This window comes from Rhizobium phaseoli (genome assembly GCF_003985125.1).
In the GTDB taxonomy this organism is placed as follows: domain Bacteria; phylum Pseudomonadota; class Alphaproteobacteria; order Rhizobiales; family Rhizobiaceae; genus Rhizobium; species Rhizobium phaseoli.
Window position 1 is genome coordinate 83,183 of the sequence record NZ_ML133578.1, and the last position, 20,924, is coordinate 104,106.

22 protein-coding genes and 1 tRNA gene are annotated in these 20,924 nt (G+C 60.9%); 13 read left to right on the forward strand and 10 right to left on the reverse strand.

The genetic code is table 11. From position 1 onward, the window contains the following. Positions 1–144 precede the first annotated feature (144 nt). Positions 145–339 carry a hypothetical protein gene (locus EFD56_RS21560; RefSeq protein WP_126906241.1) on the forward strand — a complete coding sequence of 65 codons (195 nt, stop codon included), beginning with the start codon at positions 145–147 and terminating at the stop codon, positions 337–339. Positions 340–643: 304 nt separating this feature from the next. Here the strand turns inward: EFD56_RS21560 and EFD56_RS21565 are convergent, their stop codons facing one another. Both EFD56_RS21565 and EFD56_RS21570 read right to left on the reverse strand, forming a co-directional pair. Next, positions 644–4,045, reverse strand: coding sequence for a TM0106 family RecB-like putative nuclease (locus tag EFD56_RS21565; protein ID WP_126906242.1), 3,402 nt, complete (start codon positions 4,043–4,045; stop codon positions 644–646). Positions 4,046–5,110: 1,065 nt separating this feature from the next. Beyond that, positions 5,111–5,186, reverse strand: a tRNA-Ile gene (locus EFD56_RS21570). 199 nt (positions 5,187–5,385) lie between these two features. Here EFD56_RS21570 and EFD56_RS21575 point away from each other — a divergent pair. Then, positions 5,386–5,754: a response regulator gene (locus EFD56_RS21575; protein WP_037140362.1), complete on the forward strand. Its 369-nt coding sequence runs from the start codon at positions 5,386–5,388 to the stop codon at positions 5,752–5,754. A 120-nt stretch (positions 5,755–5,874) separates the two neighbouring features. Here EFD56_RS21575 and EFD56_RS21580 read toward each other — a convergent pair whose 3' ends face one another. The 3 genes from EFD56_RS21580 to EFD56_RS21590 form a co-directional block, all read right to left on the reverse strand. Further along, positions 5,875–6,066, reverse strand: coding sequence for a hypothetical protein (locus EFD56_RS21580; protein WP_004677735.1), 192 nt, complete (start codon positions 6,064–6,066; stop codon positions 5,875–5,877). Continuing rightward, positions 6,063–6,728 (reverse strand): acyl-homoserine-lactone synthase, encoded by a 666-nt coding sequence (locus tag EFD56_RS21585; RefSeq protein WP_097602317.1) that lies wholly within the window; start codon positions 6,726–6,728, stop codon positions 6,063–6,065. The genes EFD56_RS21580 and EFD56_RS21585 overlap by 4 nt, the downstream gene beginning before the upstream one ends. A gap of 222 nt (positions 6,729–6,950) precedes the next feature. Further along, positions 6,951–7,676, reverse strand: coding sequence for a LuxR family transcriptional regulator (locus EFD56_RS21590; RefSeq protein ID WP_126906243.1), 726 nt, complete (start codon positions 7,674–7,676; stop codon positions 6,951–6,953). Between the two features lie 121 nt (positions 7,677–7,797). On the opposite strand from EFD56_RS21590, the gene EFD56_RS21595 reads away from it, so the two are divergent. Then, positions 7,798–7,992 (forward strand): hypothetical protein, encoded by a 195-nt coding sequence (locus tag EFD56_RS21595; protein ID WP_126906244.1) that lies wholly within the window; start codon positions 7,798–7,800, stop codon positions 7,990–7,992. A gap of 639 nt (positions 7,993–8,631) precedes the next feature. Here the strand turns inward: EFD56_RS21595 and EFD56_RS21600 are convergent. From EFD56_RS21600 to EFD56_RS21610, 3 genes are all read right to left on the reverse strand, one after another. Then, positions 8,632–8,928 (reverse strand): GIY-YIG nuclease family protein, encoded by a 297-nt coding sequence (locus EFD56_RS21600; RefSeq protein WP_037140358.1) that lies wholly within the window; start codon positions 8,926–8,928, stop codon positions 8,632–8,634. Between the two features lie 194 nt (positions 8,929–9,122). Beyond that, on the reverse strand, positions 9,123–9,362 hold the full coding sequence (locus EFD56_RS21605; RefSeq protein ID WP_126906245.1) for a DUF2934 domain-containing protein: 240 nt from the start codon (positions 9,360–9,362) through the stop codon (positions 9,123–9,125). 26 nt (positions 9,363–9,388) lie between these two features. Beyond that, positions 9,389–9,595, reverse strand: a complete 207-nt coding sequence (locus tag EFD56_RS21610) for a hypothetical protein (protein WP_004674439.1) — start codon at positions 9,593–9,595, stop codon at positions 9,389–9,391. Between the two features lie 350 nt (positions 9,596–9,945). Between EFD56_RS21610 and EFD56_RS21615 the strand changes: the two genes are divergently transcribed. Both EFD56_RS21615 and EFD56_RS21620 read left to right on the forward strand, forming a co-directional pair. Continuing rightward, positions 9,946–10,329, forward strand: coding sequence for a BRA0787 family protein (locus tag EFD56_RS21615; RefSeq protein ID WP_126906246.1), 384 nt, complete (start codon positions 9,946–9,948; stop codon positions 10,327–10,329). Positions 10,330–10,545: 216 nt separating this feature from the next. Next, positions 10,546–10,959, forward strand: coding sequence for a DUF4174 domain-containing protein (locus EFD56_RS21620; protein ID WP_041683705.1), 414 nt, complete (start codon positions 10,546–10,548; stop codon positions 10,957–10,959). 42 nt (positions 10,960–11,001) lie between these two features. Here EFD56_RS21620 and EFD56_RS21625 read toward each other — a convergent pair whose 3' ends face one another. Further along, positions 11,002–11,712, reverse strand: a complete 711-nt coding sequence (locus EFD56_RS21625; RefSeq protein WP_004674445.1) for a GntR family transcriptional regulator — start codon at positions 11,710–11,712, stop codon at positions 11,002–11,004. 268 nt (positions 11,713–11,980) lie between these two features. Between EFD56_RS21625 and EFD56_RS21630 the strand changes: the two genes are divergently transcribed. From EFD56_RS21630 to EFD56_RS21665, 8 genes are all read left to right on the forward strand, one after another. Beyond that, positions 11,981–13,069, forward strand: coding sequence for an ABC transporter ATP-binding protein (locus EFD56_RS21630; RefSeq protein ID WP_126906247.1), 1,089 nt, complete (start codon positions 11,981–11,983; stop codon positions 13,067–13,069). A 51-nt stretch (positions 13,070–13,120) separates the two neighbouring features. Continuing rightward, positions 13,121–14,419, forward strand: coding sequence for an ABC transporter substrate-binding protein (locus EFD56_RS21635; RefSeq protein WP_012484556.1), 1,299 nt, complete (start codon positions 13,121–13,123; stop codon positions 14,417–14,419). Positions 14,420–14,760: 341 nt separating this feature from the next. Then, positions 14,761–15,666 (forward strand): ABC transporter permease, encoded by a 906-nt coding sequence (locus tag EFD56_RS21640; RefSeq protein WP_126906248.1) that lies wholly within the window; start codon positions 14,761–14,763, stop codon positions 15,664–15,666. 1 nt (position 15,667) lies between these two features. After that, positions 15,668–16,489 (forward strand): ABC transporter permease, encoded by an 822-nt coding sequence (locus EFD56_RS21645; protein ID WP_097602314.1) that lies wholly within the window; start codon positions 15,668–15,670, stop codon positions 16,487–16,489. Between the two features lies 1 nt (position 16,490). Continuing rightward, entirely contained in the window at positions 16,491–17,234 is a 744-nt protein-coding gene (locus EFD56_RS21650) for an aspartate/glutamate racemase family protein (RefSeq protein ID WP_126906249.1), read from the forward strand. 3 nt (positions 17,235–17,237) lie between these two features. Further along, positions 17,238–17,849, forward strand: coding sequence for a flavin reductase family protein (locus tag EFD56_RS21655; RefSeq protein ID WP_126906250.1), 612 nt, complete (start codon positions 17,238–17,240; stop codon positions 17,847–17,849). A gap of 394 nt (positions 17,850–18,243) precedes the next feature. Further along, a complete protein-coding gene (locus EFD56_RS21660; RefSeq protein ID WP_004678211.1) occupies positions 18,244–18,738 on the forward strand; it encodes a heme-degrading domain-containing protein in 495 nt (164 codons plus the stop codon). A 135-nt stretch (positions 18,739–18,873) separates the two neighbouring features. Then, positions 18,874–19,497 carry a DUF2799 domain-containing protein gene (locus EFD56_RS21665; protein ID WP_126906251.1) on the forward strand — a complete coding sequence of 208 codons (624 nt, stop codon included), beginning with the start codon at positions 18,874–18,876 and terminating at the stop codon, positions 19,495–19,497. A 105-nt stretch (positions 19,498–19,602) separates the two neighbouring features. On the opposite strand, the gene EFD56_RS21670 is transcribed toward EFD56_RS21665, so the two are convergent. Next, positions 19,603–20,862 carry an AGE family epimerase/isomerase gene (locus tag EFD56_RS21670; RefSeq protein ID WP_126906252.1) on the reverse strand — a complete coding sequence of 420 codons (1,260 nt, stop codon included), beginning with the start codon at positions 20,860–20,862 and terminating at the stop codon, positions 19,603–19,605. Positions 20,863–20,924: the final 62 nt, after the last annotated feature.

Below are 20,924 nucleotides of genomic sequence, written 5' to 3' on the forward strand. Positions count from 1 at the left end.
TGTCCTCGGTTCTTCGTAATGGTGTAGCGAATGCGTGATCTCGTCTCGATCCGATACCGACCTACGGCGGCAATCTGACGCGTCGTACCCCTTTGTTCCACTTTTCTAAGATGGTGCTCCTGTGTGGCGCGCCCGAGGTCTGCTATGCAAAGGCAAGCTGTCGTATTCAACGGTCAGGAAGTCGGGATCGCGGTCCCTGCCGAAAACCGCCTCAAATTCATCGCTGTCCGCTTTAATGTCATCGACCTGGACAACAGGCTCTTCGACACGGTTACCGAAATCCGGCGCGCCATTACAGAGCATCTCGCGTCCAGCGGTCGTGCGATCACCTCTCACTGAGTGGTAGGAGATATTCTTCAACGCCACTGCACAACTCCGCTACGAGACTTCGCTAATTTGCGTCCACGCGGCCATTGACGGGCTGCAAGATATTCTCTGGAGCCACCGTATGCGAAGGTGACAGACAAAACTGCTTCTTAGGCGAAAATGGTAGACATTTCGGTTGGCATGCGCATTCTTATGCGAAAATGACAGACAAAAGCCGCTCTTATGCGAAACTAAGGGACATTTTGGCTAGTGGATCGCCTTGGCGTGCGACACCTAGAAAGGCGTGAGTTGGGGTCATTCTCCAAAGGGCCAATCTCTAAATCTCCACGACCTCAGCCACCTCGAGGTACCTGCAGAACGCGTTTGCGAGCTGAATTTGGCGAGGCGTCTTGCACTCTACCTCGAACAGCTCTGGCGACGCGATCAGGATGGCCATGCATTTCGCTCGGCTGATGGCCACGTTCAATCGGTTCGAACTGTAGAGAAACTCCATTCCCCGAGGTGCGTCTGCGTAGCTGGACGTGGCCGTCGAGTAGATCGCGATCGGGGCTTCTTGACCCTGAAACTTGTCGACGGTCCCGACGTGCGCGCCGGGAATGCGTTTCTGAATCTCGAACACGTGAGCGTTGTAGGGTGCGATGATGATGATGTCTCCGAGCGCCAGAGGACTGGTTACGCCCTTGCGGTCGGTCCAATACATTTGTGATCCCAGCATTGTTTCGACGATCTGAGCAACGGCGTCTGCTTCTTCGATGGAACGCGACTGGTTGCCAGAATGGCGAACTGGGACATAGCGCAAGCCAGTGCCCTTAAACGGGCCTGCCGAAGATGTCCCCTGGACGCTGCAGGCCTTCTCGGAGTCGAGTTTGCCTTCGTAGAACAGTTCGGAGTTGAAGGCCGTGATGTCGGGGTGGAGCCGCCAAGTCTTCTCGAGGAAAAGACCCTGCTCAGGTGCGATTGTCTTCTGTCCCCGCAGAAGATGGTCAAGTGCGGATACTCCGGTGCCATCAGGATGGGAGCCTTGCATTGGTTGCTCCAATTGTTGAGGATCGCCAAGGAGGACGAGTGTCGATCCTGCTTGCGAGACCGCCAGCACGTTCGCTAGCGCCATCTGCGCGGCTTCGTCCACGAACAGCACGTCAACGCTGGCTACGGTGTCCTCGCGGGCCCAGAAGAAGGAAGTACCGCCCATCAACTGCACATCGCCAGACGCGACCGCCATTACCGCCGTCGCATTGTCCACGTAGAACCGGACGTCGTCAGTGTCCTCCACCTTTGAAGAGAGTTTCTGGCCCGCTTGCACCTTGGTGCCTTCTTCCTTGGCGACCTCGATCGTTTTGTCGATCAGGTGGCGGATGACCTTGTGGCTGTTGGCCGTGATTCCGACCCGCTTACCCAGTTTCAGCAGAGTGAAGATCATATGCGCGGCCGTGAATGACTTCCCGGTCCCCGGTGGCCCCTGGATTGGAAGCACGCCACCCTGAAGCTGTGGCGCGATGCGGACCGCGCAGGTCAGGGTGTCTTCCCCATCCCTATGTAGGGGCTCTGCGACCCGAGGCGATTGGCACAGAAGCAGATCGCGGGCAGCTTGATTAGGTCCGATTCCCTCAATGCCATGGTCGGCAACATACTCGCCGAGCCGCAAGAGCGAGTTTTCTTGCTCGGGGGTGCGGATGAGCGTGTGAGCAAAGACCCCGTCAGGATGGAGATCAGCGGACTTCTTGCTCTTCCTGACATCAAGCGTTCGAGCATCCTGCGAAGTCGCCACCACTTTGCCAAAGGTCTCTCCGCCAGCGGCGCGAAGCTCGTCCTCCTCACGGATTTCCGTGTCCTGCATATCGAATTCATAGCGGTCGGTCGGGATACCGCCCTTTGTCCGCTCGACCGTGCCTACGAACCGCAGCCCGCCCAACGCCGCCTTTTCGTCCAGCAGTTCCTCCGCGGTCAGGTCGCAAAGCCGGAAGTACTCCCACCAGCCTGCCTTCGCCTCCCGGCGGTGCCAGCCGAGGCTGTGGGCGAGAATCCACCTCCCGTGCTCGGCGGGTGTTCTTTCCGCGGCGTCGACCGGCACATCCCGTGTCAGCCGCTCGATGAGTTCCGCGACGCGCGCGTCGCGCTCTGAGACGCTTTCGCTTGGTTCTTCACTCTCGGGGGAGGGGCGGTCGATGACGGTGCCTGAAGCGATGGCATCGGTGCGGAGCCGTTCGAGCCAGCCCCGCAATGCTTCTGTTGATCGGCAGTCGTCGTCGTTGTAGGCGGCAACCACCGTTTTTGTGTCGTCAGATATCGAGCGGCCGTCGTCGAGTTCCAAAGCCACCTGAAGTGCGGAGAGCGCGATGTTCGCATCTCTCAACGGTGTCGAGCGCTCGAATCCGTAAAACGGCTCCAACTTCTTGATCGAGTAGCTCTCGACGCTTGCCCGAATGGCATTGCGAACGACGCTGTAGAGATCGACGAGCACGTTGGCGCGCAGGAGATTGTCTACCTCGCTTTCGCGCGTGGCATAGCGCCCCATGAGCCGCTTCAATGTGGCCGGCTCATATGGAGCATAGTGATAGATGTGGAGGTCCGGGAATTGTGTGCGGCGTTCCGTGACGAAGCCCATGAACCGCTCGAAAACAACCTTCTCGGAGTTTCGGTCAAACGCCCAATCGGCAGTGCGAACCAAATTGCCTGCCTCGTCACGATAATGATATCCGAACAGGTACTCGAGCCCGTGCTCGCCGATGAAGGGATCGCCTTCGATATCGAAGAAAATGTCGCCGGGCGATGGTTCGGGCAGCCGGCAGAGCCCGGTGGCCGGTATCACTTCGAGCAGTTCGTATTGCCGCTCGCCAGCCTCCCGGGCGCACACCTGGATGTGGGCCTGGGCTCTCGCTTTTTCGAAGCTCGCCGGATAACCGCGTTCAGGCTTCCACGGCATCGGCGAGGGGAGGTCCGCGAACGCCTTTGTCGTCGTAACAGAGTGCGCCCGCAATTCCGCAATCTGGGTTTTCGATATATTGGCGACAAGGCACAGATGGTCGTCGTCGCGTCTCCGGGCATCGCACTGCTCTGCCCATCTGCAAATGTCGCAATGTTCCGTCGGCTCCGGGTAATGATCGCCCCGTCCGGCAGCCGTAGCCTCTTCGGTGGCCCTCCTCACTTTTCTGAAAAAAGCGGCAAAGTCAGAGACGCGGAAGGTTTGCGGCTCGAAGTTGGACCAGGGCACAACGACATGCACAAACTCCGGCGCAATACCCTGCATAGTATGGAGAAGTTCGGCGTAGAGGCTTAGCTGAAGTACCGTACCGCCTTTGGTCTCTCGGGAGAGCTTAGTATCGATGATCTCGTACGACCACGGACCCAAGTCACTGGTTCGTTCCACCCTCCGCAGAACGTCCGCCCTCCCGATCCATCGGCCGTCGCGAAGCGCCGCCTGCACCACGATCTGCTGCCCTGAACGCATCGCGTCCATGGTCGCGCCGACGTTGTCATCGTTCACGTCAATGCCGCCTATGACGGTAGCATCGAGGCCTTGCGTTTTCAGATTATCGAGGAATCCCTGTTCATGCTTCAGGCCTCGCTCCCTTAGGACCTCGAGCAGGGGGTCCCAGCGCACTGGTTTTGCGAGCACTCCTTCCGCAACCTTGAGATCGAGCGCCGTCAAATGGCGACAGCTCAGATGCCCGATCAGATCATGCGCGCTGAGGATGAGTTGGGTGCCGATTCGCTGCATGATTCAACTGTAAGGAGTGCGAAGCAGCTTGTCGAATCTTCGGGCACAGTGCGTCGTCGCACCTGTGCAGAGGTGCACTGGAAAACCCAGCATCAATCGAGACTAACACCGCGAGAGGTCGCTGCTCGCGAACTTCGAGACGGTCTCCGTATTTCAAGGCGAGCCGGCTGCAATCTTCGCAATCAAGCGCAATGCCGTTCATTGTGACTGTCGAAGCCGCCCTGCTGCAAACACACATCCAACCTGGTGACACGAAGAATGGCGTTGCCAAGCAGCATATCACATGGAGCATGCGCCCTCACTGGCATTCTCAGTTTCCATCCGAATTTCCAGAGGTCATGTGCCAGCCAGTCGCTGCGAGCGTCGCTGTTGTCTTTGGGAACATTCTACTCGCTCGGATATGGATTTTCGTGGCCGGCCAAGTCGAGCACCCGGGCTCCCGGCTCCTGGAGATCGATAAGTTCCTCGATTGTCATGCGTCCCCCCGTCGATCGCTGATGCTACTCGCAGGATAGGCCAATGCAAGGGTTCTGTTATCAACACATTCGCAGACGTCGCAGGGGGACGGTCACTGGCAGAGGCTTTGAACGCGAGGAACCGTTCGCGTCGGTTGAGGAAATGACGGGCTTCGGGCCGAGCTAGCGAGCTTCATAGGCTCAGAAAATACGGTTGCCTTGGCGGTATCGCTTGCAGGTGGTAAAAATAAGAACTCGCTGCTCGTCGGCCCCGAATAGCTTCCGGTCCTTCGCCCGTTTAAAAGGGGCGTTGCTGCCCGAATTGCTGCCCGCGCGGGGGAGCTATAAAGATTTCGCAATGAAATGTGCCACCGCTACACGCTTTAAAAATCCGCTCTAAACCTGCTGCCCCTCGGCCGATAACCGTCTGCTCGCGGGTTTGACTGCCGCCCCGATGAAGTGACGCCCGAGGAATTTTTGCTGTAACTGGTTGAAACGAACTCACTTTTTGATATAATTTATGACGACGGAAGGCTCAATGAAAGTCTTTGATCTGTCGCCCGGGAAAGTCCGCGAATCGGGCGAAGGCGGCGTAAACCCCGGAAATTGATGGTGGGCCCGGAGGGACTCGAACCCCCAACCAAGCGGTTATGAGCCGCCGGCTCTAACCATTGAGCTACAGGCCCTGACGCCGAAGATCGGCACCGTGATGCCGGGGCAATGGTTCCCGCAGCACCGGTTCGCTCTAGCCCAAATTGCAGGGAGCCACAAGCGGGCAGGGCAACATCTGTGGATGATGCATATTTCATGGGCAAAAGCACTGGAACCTTGCCGCGCGGGATACACTTATTCGAATCATATTCCGCATGAAAAGGGCGTTTGCAGATGGTCGCTTCGAACAGTGCCGTGGTGCTCATCGTGGAGGATGAGCCGCTGATCCGGTTCAATATCCTCGATGTGCTGGAGGATGTGGGGCACGTGGCGCTGGAGGCGGCGAATGCCGATGAGGCATTGGTGGTGCTGAAGGGCCGGCAGGATGTCGATATCCTGTTCACCGACGTCAACATGGCCGGTTCGATGGACGGCATCCAGCTTGCCAAGCGGGTGAGGGCGATGCGGCCGAATATCGGCATCATCATCACCTCGGGCATGGTGCGGCTCGATCCGATGGCGCTGCCCGCCAACGCAGCCTTCCTGCCGAAACCATACATGCACGATACGCTGATCTCGACGATCGATTCCCTGATGGCGTGAGCGGATGGCCTGGCGACAAGACAGGGGCGCGCAGCCGCAAAACGGGGACAAGTTTTGCGGCTGCGCGCGAGGCGCCGGGAGACATGCTCCCCTTCAGGCGGGCGGAGGGGAACCGCGCCCTCAGCTGAAGCTGCTCTTCAGCGCCTCGTTCTCGTGCTGGGCCTTCTTCTCGTAGATCGTAAACAGCGCCATCGAGAGCAGATAGGAGAGGAAGGGATCTCCTATCTGCGTGGCGATGTCGCGGGATGCGAGCACGTGGCGCTCGAGCGCGCTGATATCTTTCTGCGTTGTGGTTTCAGCGAGGCGGTTCATGCTGCCATCTCCAGGAATTGCGTCACGACCGAGCGGGTCGGAACGTGTCTGACATAAAGGGGTAGGGTCAGGCCGAGGGCGGCGCGCATCCTGCGCAGCACGCGATCCGACACTTCGAAGGCGCCGCAGCAGACGGGGTACTTGCCATAGCCGTCTGCGCGGCCGAGTTCTTCCACTTCGGCGCCTGCGCGCTTGTAGACGCGCTTGAGATAGGGTTCGTAGTTGGAAATCATCGTATGGATGCCGTGGTCGAGCGCGCATTCGCACAGCGCGAGCAGCATCATCGAAAAGGCGCGGCCGGCATCGATATTGGGGAAATCCTTGGCGATCGCCGCTTCGTCGATGCACATGCGCGTGCCCTCCCAGATGCCTGGTGCGACGAGATCGGCGGCAGCGGGAAACGTCTCGCGGAAGACGTCGTAGAGAAGGGTCGGGCCGGTCGTCGGCATCAGGCGCATGCCGCCATAAAGGCGCGTGCGGCTGTCGTTGCACCAGACGAGATAGGCCGGGGCGAGCGCATCATAGCTGTCGCGTTCGTAGGGGCCGATGACGGGAACGTCCCAGCCGAGCGTGTCGGCGAAGACCTTCTTGCGCAGGCGGAACATCTGATCGAGTACGGCAGCGTATTTCTGATACTCATGTGCCTGAATGATAACGAACATTTTGCCCTCCAGCGTTTGCAGTTCGTGGAGAGCAGAATGGTTCAGGCAGGCCGCGTCGGAAATTCCCTCAGATGGGCCCCCACAGATGGGGGGATTAGCCCAAAAGTATGAGGATTGGGGTTATGCCCTGCACACACCAAGGCGCTGAAGCGCGGCAACGCTTCAGCGCCTTGAATCTGGCTTGCGAAACAGGGTCGTGGATCGAAGAAAACGAAAAATGCTCTATGGATTGATGATGCGCAGCTGCACCGCCCGCGAGGCGGCGGCCGAAATCGTGGCGCAGCCGAGTTTGAAGCGGGCAGTCTTCAGATAGTCGCGGGTGGTGTGCTCGGAAATTCCCAGGATCACCGAGATATCCTTGTAATCCTTGCCGAGTGCGGTCCAGTGCAGGCACTCGATCTCGCGCGGCGACAAGGCCGGCACCGGATCGTTTTCGCCGTACAGTTCGTAGACGGCCTTCTGATGGATCAGATGGGCGATCTCGATCCATTCGTTGCGGCAGCGCCGCACGAGTTCGGCCCAGTCGTCGGCCGGGATGCGGGCGTTCATCGACAGCAGCGCCCGGCGCTGCGCCTTGTCGGCAACGGGAATGGAGTAGCCGTTGCCGCCGATGCCGTGCTTCTGGGCGTCGACCAGCATGGCATAGGCCTCCGGCGTCGGCTCGACTTCGCTCCAGTCGAAGGGCAGCTGGCGTTCGAAGCCCTGCTTGACGATCGGATCGACCTTCACATAGCTGTTCAGAAGATAGCGGGAGACCCAGGCATCGGGATAGGTGGTGCGAACGAAGGGCGAATCGATCTTGCTCGCGATCGTCTGGGCGAGATGGTAGGTGACGAAATCGAGGCCATATTCCGCCTGGAGAATACGAATGGCCGCATCCACATTGGGCGCAGCCTTGATCTGTTCGAAAGCGGGTTCGAACTTGTCGCTGTAAGCATTCTCAATCATTTCCATCGTCCCAATTCGCTCAATCCTACCGTGAGGACCGTCTAAAATACAAGGCATCCCCACATATGCGGGAGTGACAATCCGGGCACCACCTGCTAGCGCCTTCATGAGGAGACCTCATATGGACAGCAAGAGACCATTCGAGATTGCCGAATGCCAACAGGCCGCCAACGGCCTCAAATCCAGCTGGCAGGACATGGCAGGTTCCGAAGCGTTGATCCGCGCCCTCGTTGCCGAACGCAACGGCGACAGCCCGCTGGCGCTGTTCTGGACCGAGGTCCATCGGGCGCTTTGCCAGGAACACAAGGTTTTCTGACAGGTCTGCCCCGGCGGACGATTTCCGTCTTTTTCCTGAGTATGAACAGCATCGCCTGGCATCGAACCCGGCCCCCCGGCGAAATGAAATCCGCGCTCCGCCCACGAGCCGGTTTCATGTCCAACCGTTTCCGATTTTGCAAAGAGGGTGTCGAGCGACAATGTCGCCGGCGGGGAGGGGGATAGCCCTTATCCCCGTCTTTGTGCCAATATGCTTGATGAAGCGTTTAGAGCCGGAACAGTCGGCGGTCGGGGAGGCGGCTGCACTGTGCCATTACGGGCATTCTCTCTCCCCGCCCTCATCCTGAGGTGCCCCGCAGGGGCCTCGAAGGATGAGGGTCGGCCACCGGTATCTCCTCGGCACTGGATGCGGCTGGAAACGCCGAGCCACCCGCCCCCGTCCTTCGAGGCTCCGGCCTGCGGCCTACGCACCTCAGGATGAGGGCTGATCGGTGTGCCGTGTGGCTGGTGGGCTGATCGGTCTCTTCGCCCTCATCCTCGCCACCGCGACCTGCCATGCATCCGGACTGAGTCATCGGCCTGCCGCTCCGCCTCCCGTTGAAGCGGGCCGCGCCCTCTCTCCGCCCTCATCCTGAGGTGCCCCGCAGGGGCCTCGAAGGACGAGGGTCGGCCACCCCGCTCACTCAGCCCTGACCGGTCCTCGTTTCGACAGTTCCGGCAAGGCCTCGTAATCCAAGGCGATCAACGCCTCCTTCTTGCGGCGCGACCAGCCCTTGATCTGCCGCTCGCGGGCAATGGCGTCGATGATGCGGTCATAGGTTTCGGTAAAGACGAGTTCGACGGGGAGGCGCTTGGCGGTGTAGCCGTCATAGGTTCCGGCATTGTGCTCCCAGACACGCGCCTCGATCTCCTGCTTGGTGAGGCCGGTATAGTATGAGCCGTCGCTGCAGCGGAGGATATAGACGGTGACTTCCATGGCGGCAGGCTAGCATGGCGGGTGAACGGCCAGCAATCGGGCGGCGTTGGATCGCCCAGCCACCCACCGGTCTTGGGCCTGCGGTGGCCGACCTCGTCCTTCGAGGCTCCGGCCTTCGGCCTGCGCACCTCAGGATGAGGGCTGATCGGAGTGCTGCCCGGCAGGTGAGCTGATCGTTAAGCCGCGCGGCCGCCTCAACCGACCTTTGTCGTCGGATTGATCCAGTCCTGGCTCGGCAGTTCCGGCCGTGGCGGCTTCGGGCGGAATTTTACCAGCACCTCGCGGCCGTCGACCGAGGCCTGCGTGCGCTCCAGGGCATCACGCTCGGCGACCGCCTGGCGCCAATGTTCGTCGTCGCGGCCGTCAGGGCGGCCCTGCTTTTCCCAGATTGCGTAGGCTCGCTTGCTGATCCAATCGTGGCGTCTGTCGCTCATTTGTCCGTTCCGTTGGTGAAAAGGCGTTATTCGGCAATTCTGTCCGGCGGCACAGGCGCGCGGCGCTTGGCTGCCATCAGCAAGTCGAGTTCGATCGAGGAGGGCCCGAAACGGGTGAACAGGCTTTCGGCCTGCTCGCTGCGCAGGCCATATTTGGAGGCGAATTCGTCAAGACTATATGGACGGCCACGCAGAACCCTGGTCCGCCGCTCCGGTTCACGGATTTGCGTCATTGGTGGTAACCCCATCTGCTTTTTGCAAAGTGAGAACAAAACAGATTACAGCCGCAAAAGTTCCGTGATTTTTCACGGTTTTTCCGGCCTTTTGCCCAAGTGCGATGCGACCGGCATGGATTTTCAAGAACTGCGTGTGATGAGAAAATTTCGCCTAAAACATGCAGGAATTTCATGCTCTTAAGCAAATGGCTTCCGTTCCGGCGGAGAAATGGGCTTTATCCCTCGCGTGTTACTCTATAGAATCAATCGTGTTATTCGGTCTGCGAGGGGCAAAAAGCTGCGTTCCCCGCGTCGATGCCGACCGATCCAGGAGGACTTTGGCTTCAATCCATCAAGAGGAGACAGACATGATGAATGCCCTGCCGCCACTTCATAACGGCCACGCGCCGTTTACCCTCCAGCAGCTGTTTCGCGAGGCACTTTACGCCTTCGAGGAATGGGACAGTGAATTGACCGAACCGATCGTGACCCACGAAGGCCGGGTCATCCCGATCAGCTTCGTTTTCGAAGCCATGCGCGAATGCACCGACATCGTGCCGATGAATATCGTCGGCGCCGTCACCGAGCGGCTGACCAAGCCGTGGGAAGGCGAAGGTCCGCTCGACCAGATGACCTTCTCGACGGCGGCACGCGTCATGCGCGTGCTGGTGCGCAAACGTCTTCTCGCCAACGGCACGGCGGATCTCGTCGCCGTTTCCTCGCATTTGGCCGAAGACCAGAGCCGTGACTGACAGGAGAAGGATCGCGGCGCTTTAGGGCTGCGATCCTTTTCTGTTTCGGCGGAACCTCCCTTATTCCCAGCCGTTTCTTTCCATGTTTCCAATTCGCACCGGATTGGGAATTATTCAGTCATTCAGCGCGTTACAGCGTTCTCCGCGCCGTTTGCGCGCAGGCGCTGGAATGCGCAGACACAGCCCGTAGCATGATGACGGGCGAGGAATAGCACCATGCTGAAATCCATCGTTCAAGAAATCATCGGCACACCGCGGCGTGAGCCGGAACTTCCGCAATCGCTCGAACAGTTTCGCGACAGCAAGCGGGTGCTGATCATCTTCGCCGATGCGCAGGACGATCGCGCGGTGATCCAAGACGAATGGTTGCGCAACGCCCATATGCGTCTCATTGAGGAAGATGTCGAAGTGTTCATCATCGCCGGCGGCGGCGCCTTCTCGCTGTTCGACGACGACTGGGATCTTGATGCCGACGATGTCAGAGAGCGGCTGCAGGGACCGCCGTCGGGCGAGTTCGGGCTGATCCTGATCGGCCGCGACGGGACGGTGAAGCTGCGCTCCAGCGAACCGCGCACCGCGGAGGAGATTTTCGAGGCCCTGGACAGCCTGCCGAAGACGACGCCCTGGTGACTGCGACCCGGCGTGGCAAAGGCAGCCGCGCCGGCGCTCCCGTCAGAGTTCGAAGGCTTCCTTGAGACCGAGGCTCTTGCGTTCACGCAGATCGAGATCGGCCTCGATATGGGCGATGTGATGCAGCATCAGCTGGCAGGCGCGGTCGAGTTCGTCGTTCTCGATCGCCGCGATGATATCGCCATGTTCGGAATGGCCGCAGCTTGAGGCGGTCGACTGGCCGTAGAGCGCGATCACCAGCGACGAGCGGGCGACGAGCTCCTCCATGAAGCGCTGCATGATCGCATTGCCGGAGATTTCCGCCAACATCAGATGGAAATCGCCCGACGCCTTGATCTCGGCGCGCCGCGCCGTCTGGCCGCGCTCGCTCATCAGCCGGCCTTCCTCGAGCAGCAGCTGTCTCAACTGGGCGATGTCGCCGGGCGTGATCCGCGCTGCTGCCTCGCGCAATATGCCCGGCTCGACCAGGCGGCGGGCGGCGAAGATCTGGCGGGCCTCGTCGGGGGAGGGATAGGCGACGAAGGCGCCGCGGTTCTTCTCGACGCTGACGAGACCTTCATAGGAGAGCGCCTGCAGCGCCGCGCGGGCAAGCGTGCGACTGACGTTGAACAGGTTGCCGACATCGCTCTCGGAAAGCTTGGTGCCGGGAGAAAGCCTGCGCTCGACGATCGCTTCGCGAATGGCGTCGCGGATCTGCTGCGCGCCGGTTTCGGCGGAGTCTTCGGCTTGCGCAGCCTTGGCGGCGGATTTCATGAAATTCTGTTCCCTGATGACGGGCAAACCATATCCGGCTTCGCGGCAAAAGTTAAACGGAATTTGTGGCCGAAGCGGCAGCTAAATTGTATACGATTTTTTGCGTAAATTGCAGACAATAGCCTAAATCATGTGCAGACGATGCCATGCTCATAATTTGCTCTTGCACGCTCCTTCTGGCCAAATTCATTTATTTACAATGGTTTGAGCTGCTGAAATCGGATTGGCACGGCAGATGCATCATCTTCTTCGAACAGGGGAAGGCATGATGTCGAAAGCGGCAGAGATCGATATAGTATCCGTTTCGAAGGTCTATGGGGCGACGACGGCCGTCCATGGGATCAGCCTGAAGATTCCGGCCGGCTCCTATTGCTGCTTCCTCGGTCCGTCGGGCTGCGGCAAGACCTCGACGCTGCGCATGATCGCCGGCCACGAGAGCATTTCGTCCGGCGATATCCGGCTCGGCAATACCGTCGTCACCGATTTTCCGCCGGCCAAACGCGGCACGGCGATGATGTTTCAGTCCTATGCGCTGTTTCCGCATCTCGACCTCATCGACAATGTCGCCTTCAGCCTGAAGATGAAGGGCGTCGACAAGGCCGAGCGGCGGGCCAAGGCGCTCGAGATGCTGAAGCTGATGCAGATGGAGCCCTATGCCAACAGGCGGCCGGCCCAGCTTTCCGGCGGCCAGCAGCAGCGTGTGGCGCTGGCGCGTGCGCTGATCACCGATCCGGAGGCGCTGCTGCTCGACGAGCCGCTGTCGGCGCTCGATCCGTTCCTGAAGATCCGCATGCGCGCCGAACTCAAGAAGCTGCAGAAGTCGCTCGGCATCACCTTCGTGCACGTCACCCACAGCCAGGAAGAGGCGATGGCGCTGGCCGACATCATGGTCATCATGAATGACGGCCGGATCGAGCAGGCGGCGGCCCCGCGCGAGGTCTTCGAGAAGCCGGCGACTGCCTTCGTCGCCCGCTTCATGGGCGATCACAATGTGCTCAGCGGCCGGGTGACGTCGAGTGGCAACGGCGTGCTCGTCATGACCGTGCCGGAGGGGCAGAGCTTTTCCGTGCGCGGCGCGGGCAGGGCAGTCGGCGAAGCTGTCGATATCGGCATTCGCACCGACCGCGTGCGCCTGCAGGTGGCGAGCGAATGGACGCTCGGCTTCAACGGCATCGTCTCCAACGTCGAATATCGCGGCTCCTCCGTGAAGATCACCGTGCTCGGCGCCGGCAGCGACGACTTCACCGTCATATCAGACGACAGCGACTATTTCGCCCGCCCGGTGGCCGTCGGCGAGGCGGTCTCGCTCAGCTGGGAACTCGATGACGCCGTGCTTCTCGGCCGCTCTTCCGCATGAACCATCACCATCAACAACCAGCCTTCCGCATCAACAAAAAGGGGAACTGACATGACGACTGAAACGACATCGACCAAGGCCGCGAATGGTCTTTCCCGCCGCACCCTGTTGAAGACGGGTGCTGCCGCCGTCGGCGCCATTGCCGGCTCCGGCGCTCTCACCGGCTTTCCCACCATTTGGGCGAAGACCAACATCACGCTTCGCCAGTTCGGCACCGGTGTTTCGAATATCAATGCCATCGCCGAGAAGTGCAAAGCCGATCTCGGCATCACGCTGGAGATGACGGCAACCGATTCCGACGCCGCCGCCCAGCGCGCCGTCACCCAGCCCGACAGCTACGACATTGCCGACATCGAATACTGGATCGCCAAGAAGGTGTTCCCGACGGGCGTGCTGCAGCCGATGGACGTCAAGAAGCTCAAATATTACGACAAGATCGTGCCGCTGTTCATCAACGGCAAGATGAAGCCGGACAGCGTCATCGCCCAGGGCACCGCGCCGCACACGGTCGGCTTCGTCGAGGGGCAGGATTCCAAGAAGTTCGCCAAGGAGCCGACGCAGTGGATGACGATGGTTCCGACCATCTACAACGCCGATACGCTCGGCATCCGCCCGGATCTCGTCGGCCGCGACATCACCAGCTGGGCCGATATCATGGACCCGAAGTTCAAGGGCAAGACCTCGATCCTCAACATCCCGTCGATCGGCATCATGGATGCGGCGATGATCATGGAAGCCATGGGCAACATCAAATATGCCGACAAGGGCAACATGACCAAGGAAGAGATCGACAAGACGATCGAATTCCTGATCAAGGCCAAGGGCGACGGTCAGTTCCGCGCCTTCTGGAAGAGCTTCGACGAGTCGGTCAACCTGATGGCCTCGGGCGAAGTCGTCATCCAGTCCATGTGGTCGCCGGCCGTGGCCGCCGTCCGCTCCAAGGGCATCGCCTGCAAGTATCAGCCGCTCAAGGAAGGCTACCGCGCCTGGGGCGGCGGCCTCGGCCTTGCCTCGCACCTCAAGGGCGCCGAACTCGACGCGGCCTATGAATATATCAACTGGTACACGTCGGGCTGGGTCGGCGGCTACCTCAACCGCCAGGGCTACTATTCCGCCTGCATGGAAACCGCCAAGAACTTCATGACGGCAGACGAGTGGGGATACTGGATCGAGGGCAAGCCGGCGCAGGGCGATATCCTGTCGCCCGAGGGCAAGGTCATGGAAAAGGCCGGAGCCGTGCGCGACGGCGGCGCCTTCGAAGCCCGCATGGGTGCGGTTGCCTGCTGGAACTCGGTGATGGACGAAGACCGCTACATGGTCCGCCGCTGGAACGAGTTCATCGCTGCCTGATGTTTCAGGGCGGGGCAGCCTTGTCTTTCGCTGACGCTCAAGACGTCGCTTCGCTCCGCCCCCTCATCTGCCCTTCCGGCATCTTCTCCCCGCTGGGGAGAAGGGGGAGCCCGGCGAGGGTGCGGCAATGTGGGGAGGGTTGGGGAGGGGTCTTTGAACCTTCCCATTCGAAAGCAAGGTTCGCGGTGGCCGGGACGCTGCCACGATTCTCTTCTCCCCAGCGGGGGTCCGGAGGACGGGTCGAGACCAGCGGCTCGACCCAGGTAAAGGTGCCGGCAGGCGGATGAGGGGGCGGCACGCGCCTTCGTCCAACCTGACGTAATCAGAACGGAGAACGGGATATGGCAACTATCGCAATAGACACGGAAGAGCACAGCCGCCGCAGCCGCGCCTTCCGCCTCTCCCCCTCAGCCATCTCCTATCTCCAGGCGACGCCGCTGATCGCCATTCTCGGCTTCTTCTTCCTGCTGCCGATCGCTATGATCGCGGTCGTCAGCTTCTGGGATTACGACTTCGCCGGCCTCTATCCCGACTTCCTGACGATGAACTACACCGATACGCTCGGTTCGTGGGTAACCTGGAAGACCTATCTCAACACGCTGAAATTCACCGCCATCGTTTGGGCGCTGACGCTCGTCATCGGCTTTTGGGCCGCCTATTTCCTGGCCTTCCACATCCGCAAGACCTCGACGCAGATGATCCTCTTTCTCGTCTGCACTGTGCCGTTCATGACCTCGAACATCATCCGCATGATCTCGTGGATCCCGGTGCTCGGGCGCAACGGCCTGGTCAATTCGACGCTGATCGAGATGGGCATCATCCCGCAGCCGATCGAATGGCTGCTCTATTCCGATTTCGCTGTCGTGCTCGCCATGGTGCATCTCTACACGCTGTTCATGGTGACGCCGATCTTCAACACGCTGATGCGCATCGACCGATCGCTGTTCGAGGCGGCGCGCGATGCCGGCGCATCCGGCTGGCAGGTGCTGTGGAATGTCGTCATTCCGCTTGCCAAACCCGGCATGGCGATCGGCACGATCTTCGTCGTCACGCTCGTCATGGCCGATTTCTCGACGGTGCAGGTGATGTCCGGCGGCCAGAGCGCCTCGGTGGCGCTGATGATGAAGAACCAGATGTCGCTGCTGCAATATCCGGCGGCGGCGGCCAATGCCGTCGTGCTGCTTGCCGTCGTGCTGCTGATGGTCGCGGCGATCCTGCGCGTCGTCGATATCCGCAAGGAGCTTTGAGATGAACCACGAAAAACGCGGCCTCGAATTCTATCTGCTGGCGATCTTCTTCGTCGTCTTCGTGCTGTTCCTTTACGGCCCGCTCTCGGCGATCCTGATCCTCTCCTTCCAGGGACCGGACGGCGGCCTGACCTTCCCGATGAACGGCGTCTCCACGCACTGGTTCTTCAACCTGTTCGAAAAGCAGGCGGTCGGCGATTTCGGCGCCTCCTTCCGGCGCTCCTTTTCGCTCGGGCTGATGGTCATGGTCGTGACCGTCATCGTGTCGCTGCTTGCCGGGCTTGCCTTCCGCCGCCGTTTCCGCGGTTCGACCGTGTTGTTCTATGCCACCGTCGCCAGCCTGGTCGTGCCGTCGATCATCGTCTCGCTCGGCATCGGCGTCGTCTTCCAGGAGGGCGGGCTCAAACCCGCCTGGTATTCCTCGGCCTTCGGCGCGCATCTCACCTGGACGCTGCCCTTCGGCGTGCTGATCATGTTCGCCGTCTTCAACCGTTTCTCGCCGGCCTATGAGGAGGCGGCTCGCGACCTCGGCGCCACATCCTGGCAGACCTTCCGCCATGTCGTGCTGCCGATGATCGCGCCGAGCCTGATCGGCGTCGGCCTGTTCGGCTTCACGCTCTCCTATGACGAGTTCGCCCGGACGTTGATGACGTCGGGCACTTACAATACGCTGCCGCTCGAAATCTACGGCATGACGACGAATGTCACGACGCCGGTGCTCTATGCGCTCGGCACGGTGACGACACTGTTTTCCTTCACCATCATTCTCATTGCGCTCGGCATCATGACCATGCTCAGCCGGCGACAGGCAAAGATCAACTGACATGCGCATTCTCATCGTCAATCCCAATACCACCGCCTCCATGACCGAGAAGGCGGCGACCGCCGCGCGCGCGGTGGCCGCATCCGGCACCGAGATCATCGCCGCCACCTCACGCATGGGGCCTGTCTCCATCGAGGGCCATTATGACGGGGCGCTGGCGATCCCGGGCCTGCTTGCCGAACTGAAGGAACGGCAGGCGGCCGGCTACGACGCAGCTGTCATCGCCTGCTTCGACGATACCGGGCTCGAAGCGGCGCGGAGTTTCGCCGAGGTCCCGATCCTCGGGCTTTGCGAATCCGCCGTCGCGACGGCGGGTTTCCTGGCGCAGCGCTTTACCGTGGTGACAACGCTGGAACGCTCGCGGGTGTTGATCGACAATCTGGTGCGCCGCTACGGCATGGGCGCGCGCGCCAAGGTGCGCGCCTCCGACATTCCGGTGCTGGAGCTCGAAGATGCGGCATCGGGCGCGATCGGCAAGCTCAGGGCAGAGATCGAGCGAGCGCTTGAAGAAGACGGCGCCGAGGCGATCGTGCTCGGCTGCGCCGGCATGACCGATCTGGCGCGTCAACTGCAGGATTTTTACGGCGTGCCCGTCGTCGACGGTGTCTCGGCCGCCGTCAAGCAGGCCGAGGCGCTGGTCTCGCTCGGGCTTTCCACCAGCAAGCGTGGCTCCTATGCCTCGCCGTTGCCGAAACCCTTCACCGGCGCGATGAGCGCCTTCTCGCCGGCCGGGAAGCACGGCTGAGCCATGGCCGTTTCCTTCGACTTCAAAGAGCTTTCCGAGCGCGAGCGTTACAAGCTGATGATCGGCACGATCATTCCGCGGCCGATCGCGCTGGTGACGACGGTCGATGAACACGGCCGGATCAACGCCGCCCCCTTCAGCTTCTTCAACTGCCTGTCGGCCGATCCGCCGATTCTCGCGATCGGGGTCGAGAACAATGCCGACATGTCGTTCAAGGACACCGGCCACAATATCCGCATGACCGAGGTTTTTACCGTCAACATCGTCTCCTTCGCGATTGCCGAGGCCATGCATGTCTGCGGCGCCAAATATCCGCGCGGCGTCGACGAGTTGAGGGAGGCAGGCTTGACGGCGATATCAGGCGAGAAGGTGGCTTCGCCGTATATCGCCGAGGCGCCGGCCGCCTTCGAATGCCGGCGGCATGTGACGCTGGAACTCGGTCGCTCGCGGCAGATCGTCATGGGCGAGATCGTCTATGCACATTACCGCGACGGCGTCGTCGATCCGGAGCGGCTGCATGTCGATCCGGCCGCGGTCGATGCCATCGCGCGGCTCGGCGGCGATACCTGCGCCACAATACGCGACCGTTTCGAGATGCTGACGCCGAAGCTCTGATCTCAGAGCCTTTCCTGGTTAGATTGAAGCATTCTGTTGGCTCAAACGGAGTCGGCCGGTCGAGCAGGCGGCCCGTTTCAGCCAACCCTCCCGCAGATTTGCCAAGCAAATCTGCAAGACTTGGGAAGCGCCGGACGCACTGATCGCTTCGCCTCGGCGAAGCGGTGCGGCCGGTGGGCCGGGCATCTTTCCGCCAGGATCAGAGGCGATCGGGTCAGACGTACCTTGGGGTATGCCCATCGCCAATCGCCTCTGCCCTGACGAAAACCTGCTCCGGCAGAATGCTTCAATCTAACCAGGAAAGGCTCTCGGACAGATCCAAGTTTTGCTTTACTTTTTTGCCTCTGGCGAGAATGGTCTGCAACGGATCATTGCGGCAGAGGAGCGCCCTATCATGACACTCGACGACGATCTCAACCGGATCGCGGAGCAGGAAAAAGCGCTGAGCTTCGATGCCTTCGACCTGGCGACGGCATGGCAGCTCGGCAAACTGCTGCAGGAACTCGCCACCGAGCGCGGCCTCGGCATCGCCATCGACGTGACCCTGCACTCGATGCCGGTCTTCTACGCGGCGCTGCCCGGCGTGACGCCCGACAACGTCAACTGGGTCCGCCGCAAGCGCAATATGGTGTTCCGCTATTTCCGCAGCAGCTATGCCTCGGGCCTGAAGCTGAAAAAGGACGGCAAGACCGTCGAGGACAACGGCCTTTCCGGCGACGATTACGCGCCGCATGGCGGCAGTTTCCCGATCAACGTCAAGGGCACCGGCTGCATCGGCGCCGTCACCGTTTCCGGCCTGCCGCAGCGCGACGACCATAATCTTGTGGTCGAGGCCCTGGCGCTGATGCTGGCGAAGGATCTGGATACGCTGCGGCTGGCGCCGCTCTGAGAGGGCCTTCCGAGTTGCCGTAATTTTGACAGAAAAAAGCCATGAAAATTGCAAATTCGCGTCGCCGCTCGGGTGACGCGGGCGGATCCTGCGGTTAAGGTGCGCCATCGCCTTCCTTAACTCCTCCGGGACGCCATGATCCGCCTCTTCCTTGCGCTTGCCGCTGCCATCGGCTTCGGCCTTCTCCTTGCCTCTTGCAACACGCTCTCCAAGGAGGAATGTGTCGCCGCCGACTGGCGGGTGATCGGCGAGAGCGATGGCGCTTCCGGCTATGAGCCGCAGCAGCGTTTCGCTGCCCATGCGAAATCCTGCGAGCGGGTGAAAATCGTGCCCGACCAGACGATCTGGTTCCAGGGATACCAGACCGGCCTGGTGCGCTACTGCACGCCGCTCAGCGGCCTGGCGCGCGGCCAGGCGGGCAGCGGCTACGCCAATGTCTGCCCGCCTGAAGCCGCCTCGGGTTTCCTGCGCGGCTTCAATCTCGGAGCAAAGCAGCACGGCCTGCAGGAGCGCCTCAATTCGATGCAGAACGATTACAGCTCTAAGGAGGCTGAGATCGACGAGCTTTCCGACAGGTTGAAGGACGCCAAGGATGGCGACCGGTCCGAACTGCGGCGGCGGATCGAGGATCTGGAGGACGACATGCACGATATTCGCCGCGACCAGCGTGACGTGCAGGACGATCTCGATCGCGTCAACGAGGATGTCGAGTGGTTCCAGCGCAACCCGGCTGCCGAACTGCGGGCGCCGGGTTACTGACGCTCAGAGCATGTCTCGCAAAAGTGTGCAGCGGTTTTTGCGATAAAGACATGCGCACACAATGACCTAAAGCGGACAAGCGAATCCGAAAGATCGCGACACGCTTTAGAGCCTGCCGCCAGCCTCGGCAATGCCCTTTGTCAGGCTGCCGGTTGCCGGGAAGAGCGGAATGAGGCAGGCCTGCAGGGCGTGATAGATGTCGCCCTTGCCGGGGAACAGCGAATGCGAGGGAACGAGGTCCTCCGTCAGTTCCTCGTGCCAGCCGCCGTTCTTGTGGTCGATGAAGGCGCGTTCGATCACGTTCCAGATCTTGCGGTAGCATGCCTCGTGGTAGTCGCTCGGCAGATGTTCATTGAGGAAATGCGCGGCGGCAGCGCCCTCGCAGGCCGGCCACCAGAGCTTGTTGCGCTTGGCGGGCTTGTCGTTCCAGTCGAGCGTATAGAAGAAGCCGCCCTTGTCACTGTCCCAGCCGAGCGCCATCGATTGCTCGAAGAGGGCTTTGGCCGCATCCGGCATCCATTCGATGCGTTTGCCGCCGAGCACCCAGAGCTGCAGGATGAGGCGGGCCCATTCCAGCCAGTGGCCGGGCGTCGTGCCGGCCGGGCGGAACATTTCGTTCGGATGATAGTATTGCTTGTCGAGCTTCCATTCGGCGTCGAAATGTTCGCCGACGCGCCAGTCGACCGAGCCGGCGGCGCGGCGGATGACGAGATCGGCGATGCTTTCGGCCTTGCTGAGGTATTCCTTGTCGCCGGTCGCTTCGAAGGCGGCCATCAGTGCTTCGGTCAGGTGCATGTTGGAGTTCTGGCCGCGATAGGCGCCGCCGTCGAGCGGCTGCCAGTCGGCGGTGAATTCCTCGGCGATCGCGCCGTGGCGCGGTTCCCAGAACTTCGTGTTGAGAATCTGGGTGATGTCATCAAGCATGCCGTCGGCGAGCGGATGGCCGATGGTCTTGGCGGAGGCGGCGGCCAACAGCACGAAGGCGTGGCCGTAGCCCTGCTTGTTGCTGTCGACCGGACCATTCTTGTCGAGCGACCAGAAATAGCCGCCATTCTTGCGGTCGCGGTGGTGGTTCCAGAGATAGTCCATGCCGTGGTCGACGACGTCGGCAGCACCCGGACGGCCGAGCAGGGCGCCGATGGCGAAGCAATGCACGGCGCGCGCGGCGATATGGATGTTGCGGACCTGGCCCTCGGCGTCGAGCGGCTCGCCGCTATCGTCGAGATCGTAGAAGCCGCCCCTCGGGTTGACCGAATTGTGCTGGAAGAAATCGAAAAGGCCGTTTGCCTGGGCCAGCAGCCAGTCGCGGTGATAGGCGCGGCTCGTCCAGTTGCCAAGCGCGGCGTTGCCGGTTGCGGGTGCCATGATACTCCTCCGATTTGGTGGGCAATGCGTGTCAATTGCCTATATAGAGGCCGTTCAAGCCT

Excerpts from the sequence above, each read along its gene's own strand:
- EFD56_RS21670 (WP_126906252.1), bottom strand. The coding sequence starts at position 20,862 with ATGGCACCCGCAACCGGCAACGCCGCGCTTGGCAACTGGACGAGCCGC.
- EFD56_RS21650 (WP_126906249.1), top strand. The coding sequence starts at position 16,491 with ATGCGCATTCTCATCGTCAATCCCAATACCACCGCCTCCATGACCGAG.
- EFD56_RS21585 (WP_097602317.1), bottom strand. The coding sequence starts at position 6,728 with ATGTTCGTTATCATTCAGGCACATGAGTATCAGAAATACGCTGCCGTA.
- EFD56_RS21645 (WP_097602314.1), top strand. The coding sequence starts at position 15,668 with ATGAACCACGAAAAACGCGGCCTCGAATTCTATCTGCTGGCGATCTTC.
- EFD56_RS21665 (WP_126906251.1), top strand. The coding sequence starts at position 18,874 with ATGATCCGCCTCTTCCTTGCGCTTGCCGCTGCCATCGGCTTCGGCCTT.
- EFD56_RS21635 (WP_012484556.1), top strand. The coding sequence starts at position 13,121 with ATGACGACTGAAACGACATCGACCAAGGCCGCGAATGGTCTTTCCCGC.
- EFD56_RS21565 (WP_126906242.1), bottom strand. The coding sequence starts at position 4,045 with ATGCAGCGAATCGGCACCCAACTCATCCTCAGCGCGCATGATCTGATC.
- EFD56_RS21605 (WP_126906245.1), bottom strand. The coding sequence starts at position 9,362 with ATGAGCGACAGACGCCACGATTGGATCAGCAAGCGAGCCTACGCAATC.
- EFD56_RS21660 (WP_004678211.1), top strand. The coding sequence starts at position 18,244 with ATGACACTCGACGACGATCTCAACCGGATCGCGGAGCAGGAAAAAGCG.
- EFD56_RS21640 (WP_126906248.1), top strand. The coding sequence starts at position 14,761 with ATGGCAACTATCGCAATAGACACGGAAGAGCACAGCCGCCGCAGCCGC.
- EFD56_RS21595 (WP_126906244.1), top strand. The coding sequence starts at position 7,798 with ATGGACAGCAAGAGACCATTCGAGATTGCCGAATGCCAACAGGCCGCC.
- EFD56_RS21600 (WP_037140358.1), bottom strand. The coding sequence starts at position 8,928 with ATGGAAGTCACCGTCTATATCCTCCGCTGCAGCGACGGCTCATACTAT.
- EFD56_RS21655 (WP_126906250.1), top strand. The coding sequence starts at position 17,238 with ATGGCCGTTTCCTTCGACTTCAAAGAGCTTTCCGAGCGCGAGCGTTAC.
- EFD56_RS21560 (WP_126906241.1), top strand. The coding sequence starts at position 145 with ATGCAAAGGCAAGCTGTCGTATTCAACGGTCAGGAAGTCGGGATCGCG.
- EFD56_RS21610 (WP_004674439.1), bottom strand. The coding sequence starts at position 9,595 with ATGACGCAAATCCGTGAACCGGAGCGGCGGACCAGGGTTCTGCGTGGC.
- EFD56_RS21580 (WP_004677735.1), bottom strand. The coding sequence starts at position 6,066 with ATGAACCGCCTCGCTGAAACCACAACGCAGAAAGATATCAGCGCGCTC.
- EFD56_RS21590 (WP_126906243.1), bottom strand. The coding sequence starts at position 7,676 with ATGATTGAGAATGCTTACAGCGACAAGTTCGAACCCGCTTTCGAACAG.
- EFD56_RS21625 (WP_004674445.1), bottom strand. The coding sequence starts at position 11,712 with ATGAAATCCGCCGCCAAGGCTGCGCAAGCCGAAGACTCCGCCGAAACC.
- EFD56_RS21630 (WP_126906247.1), top strand. The coding sequence starts at position 11,981 with ATGTCGAAAGCGGCAGAGATCGATATAGTATCCGTTTCGAAGGTCTAT.
- EFD56_RS21620 (WP_041683705.1), top strand. The coding sequence starts at position 10,546 with ATGCTGAAATCCATCGTTCAAGAAATCATCGGCACACCGCGGCGTGAG.
- EFD56_RS21575 (WP_037140362.1), top strand. The coding sequence starts at position 5,386 with ATGGTCGCTTCGAACAGTGCCGTGGTGCTCATCGTGGAGGATGAGCCG.
- EFD56_RS21615 (WP_126906246.1), top strand. The coding sequence starts at position 9,946 with ATGATGAATGCCCTGCCGCCACTTCATAACGGCCACGCGCCGTTTACC.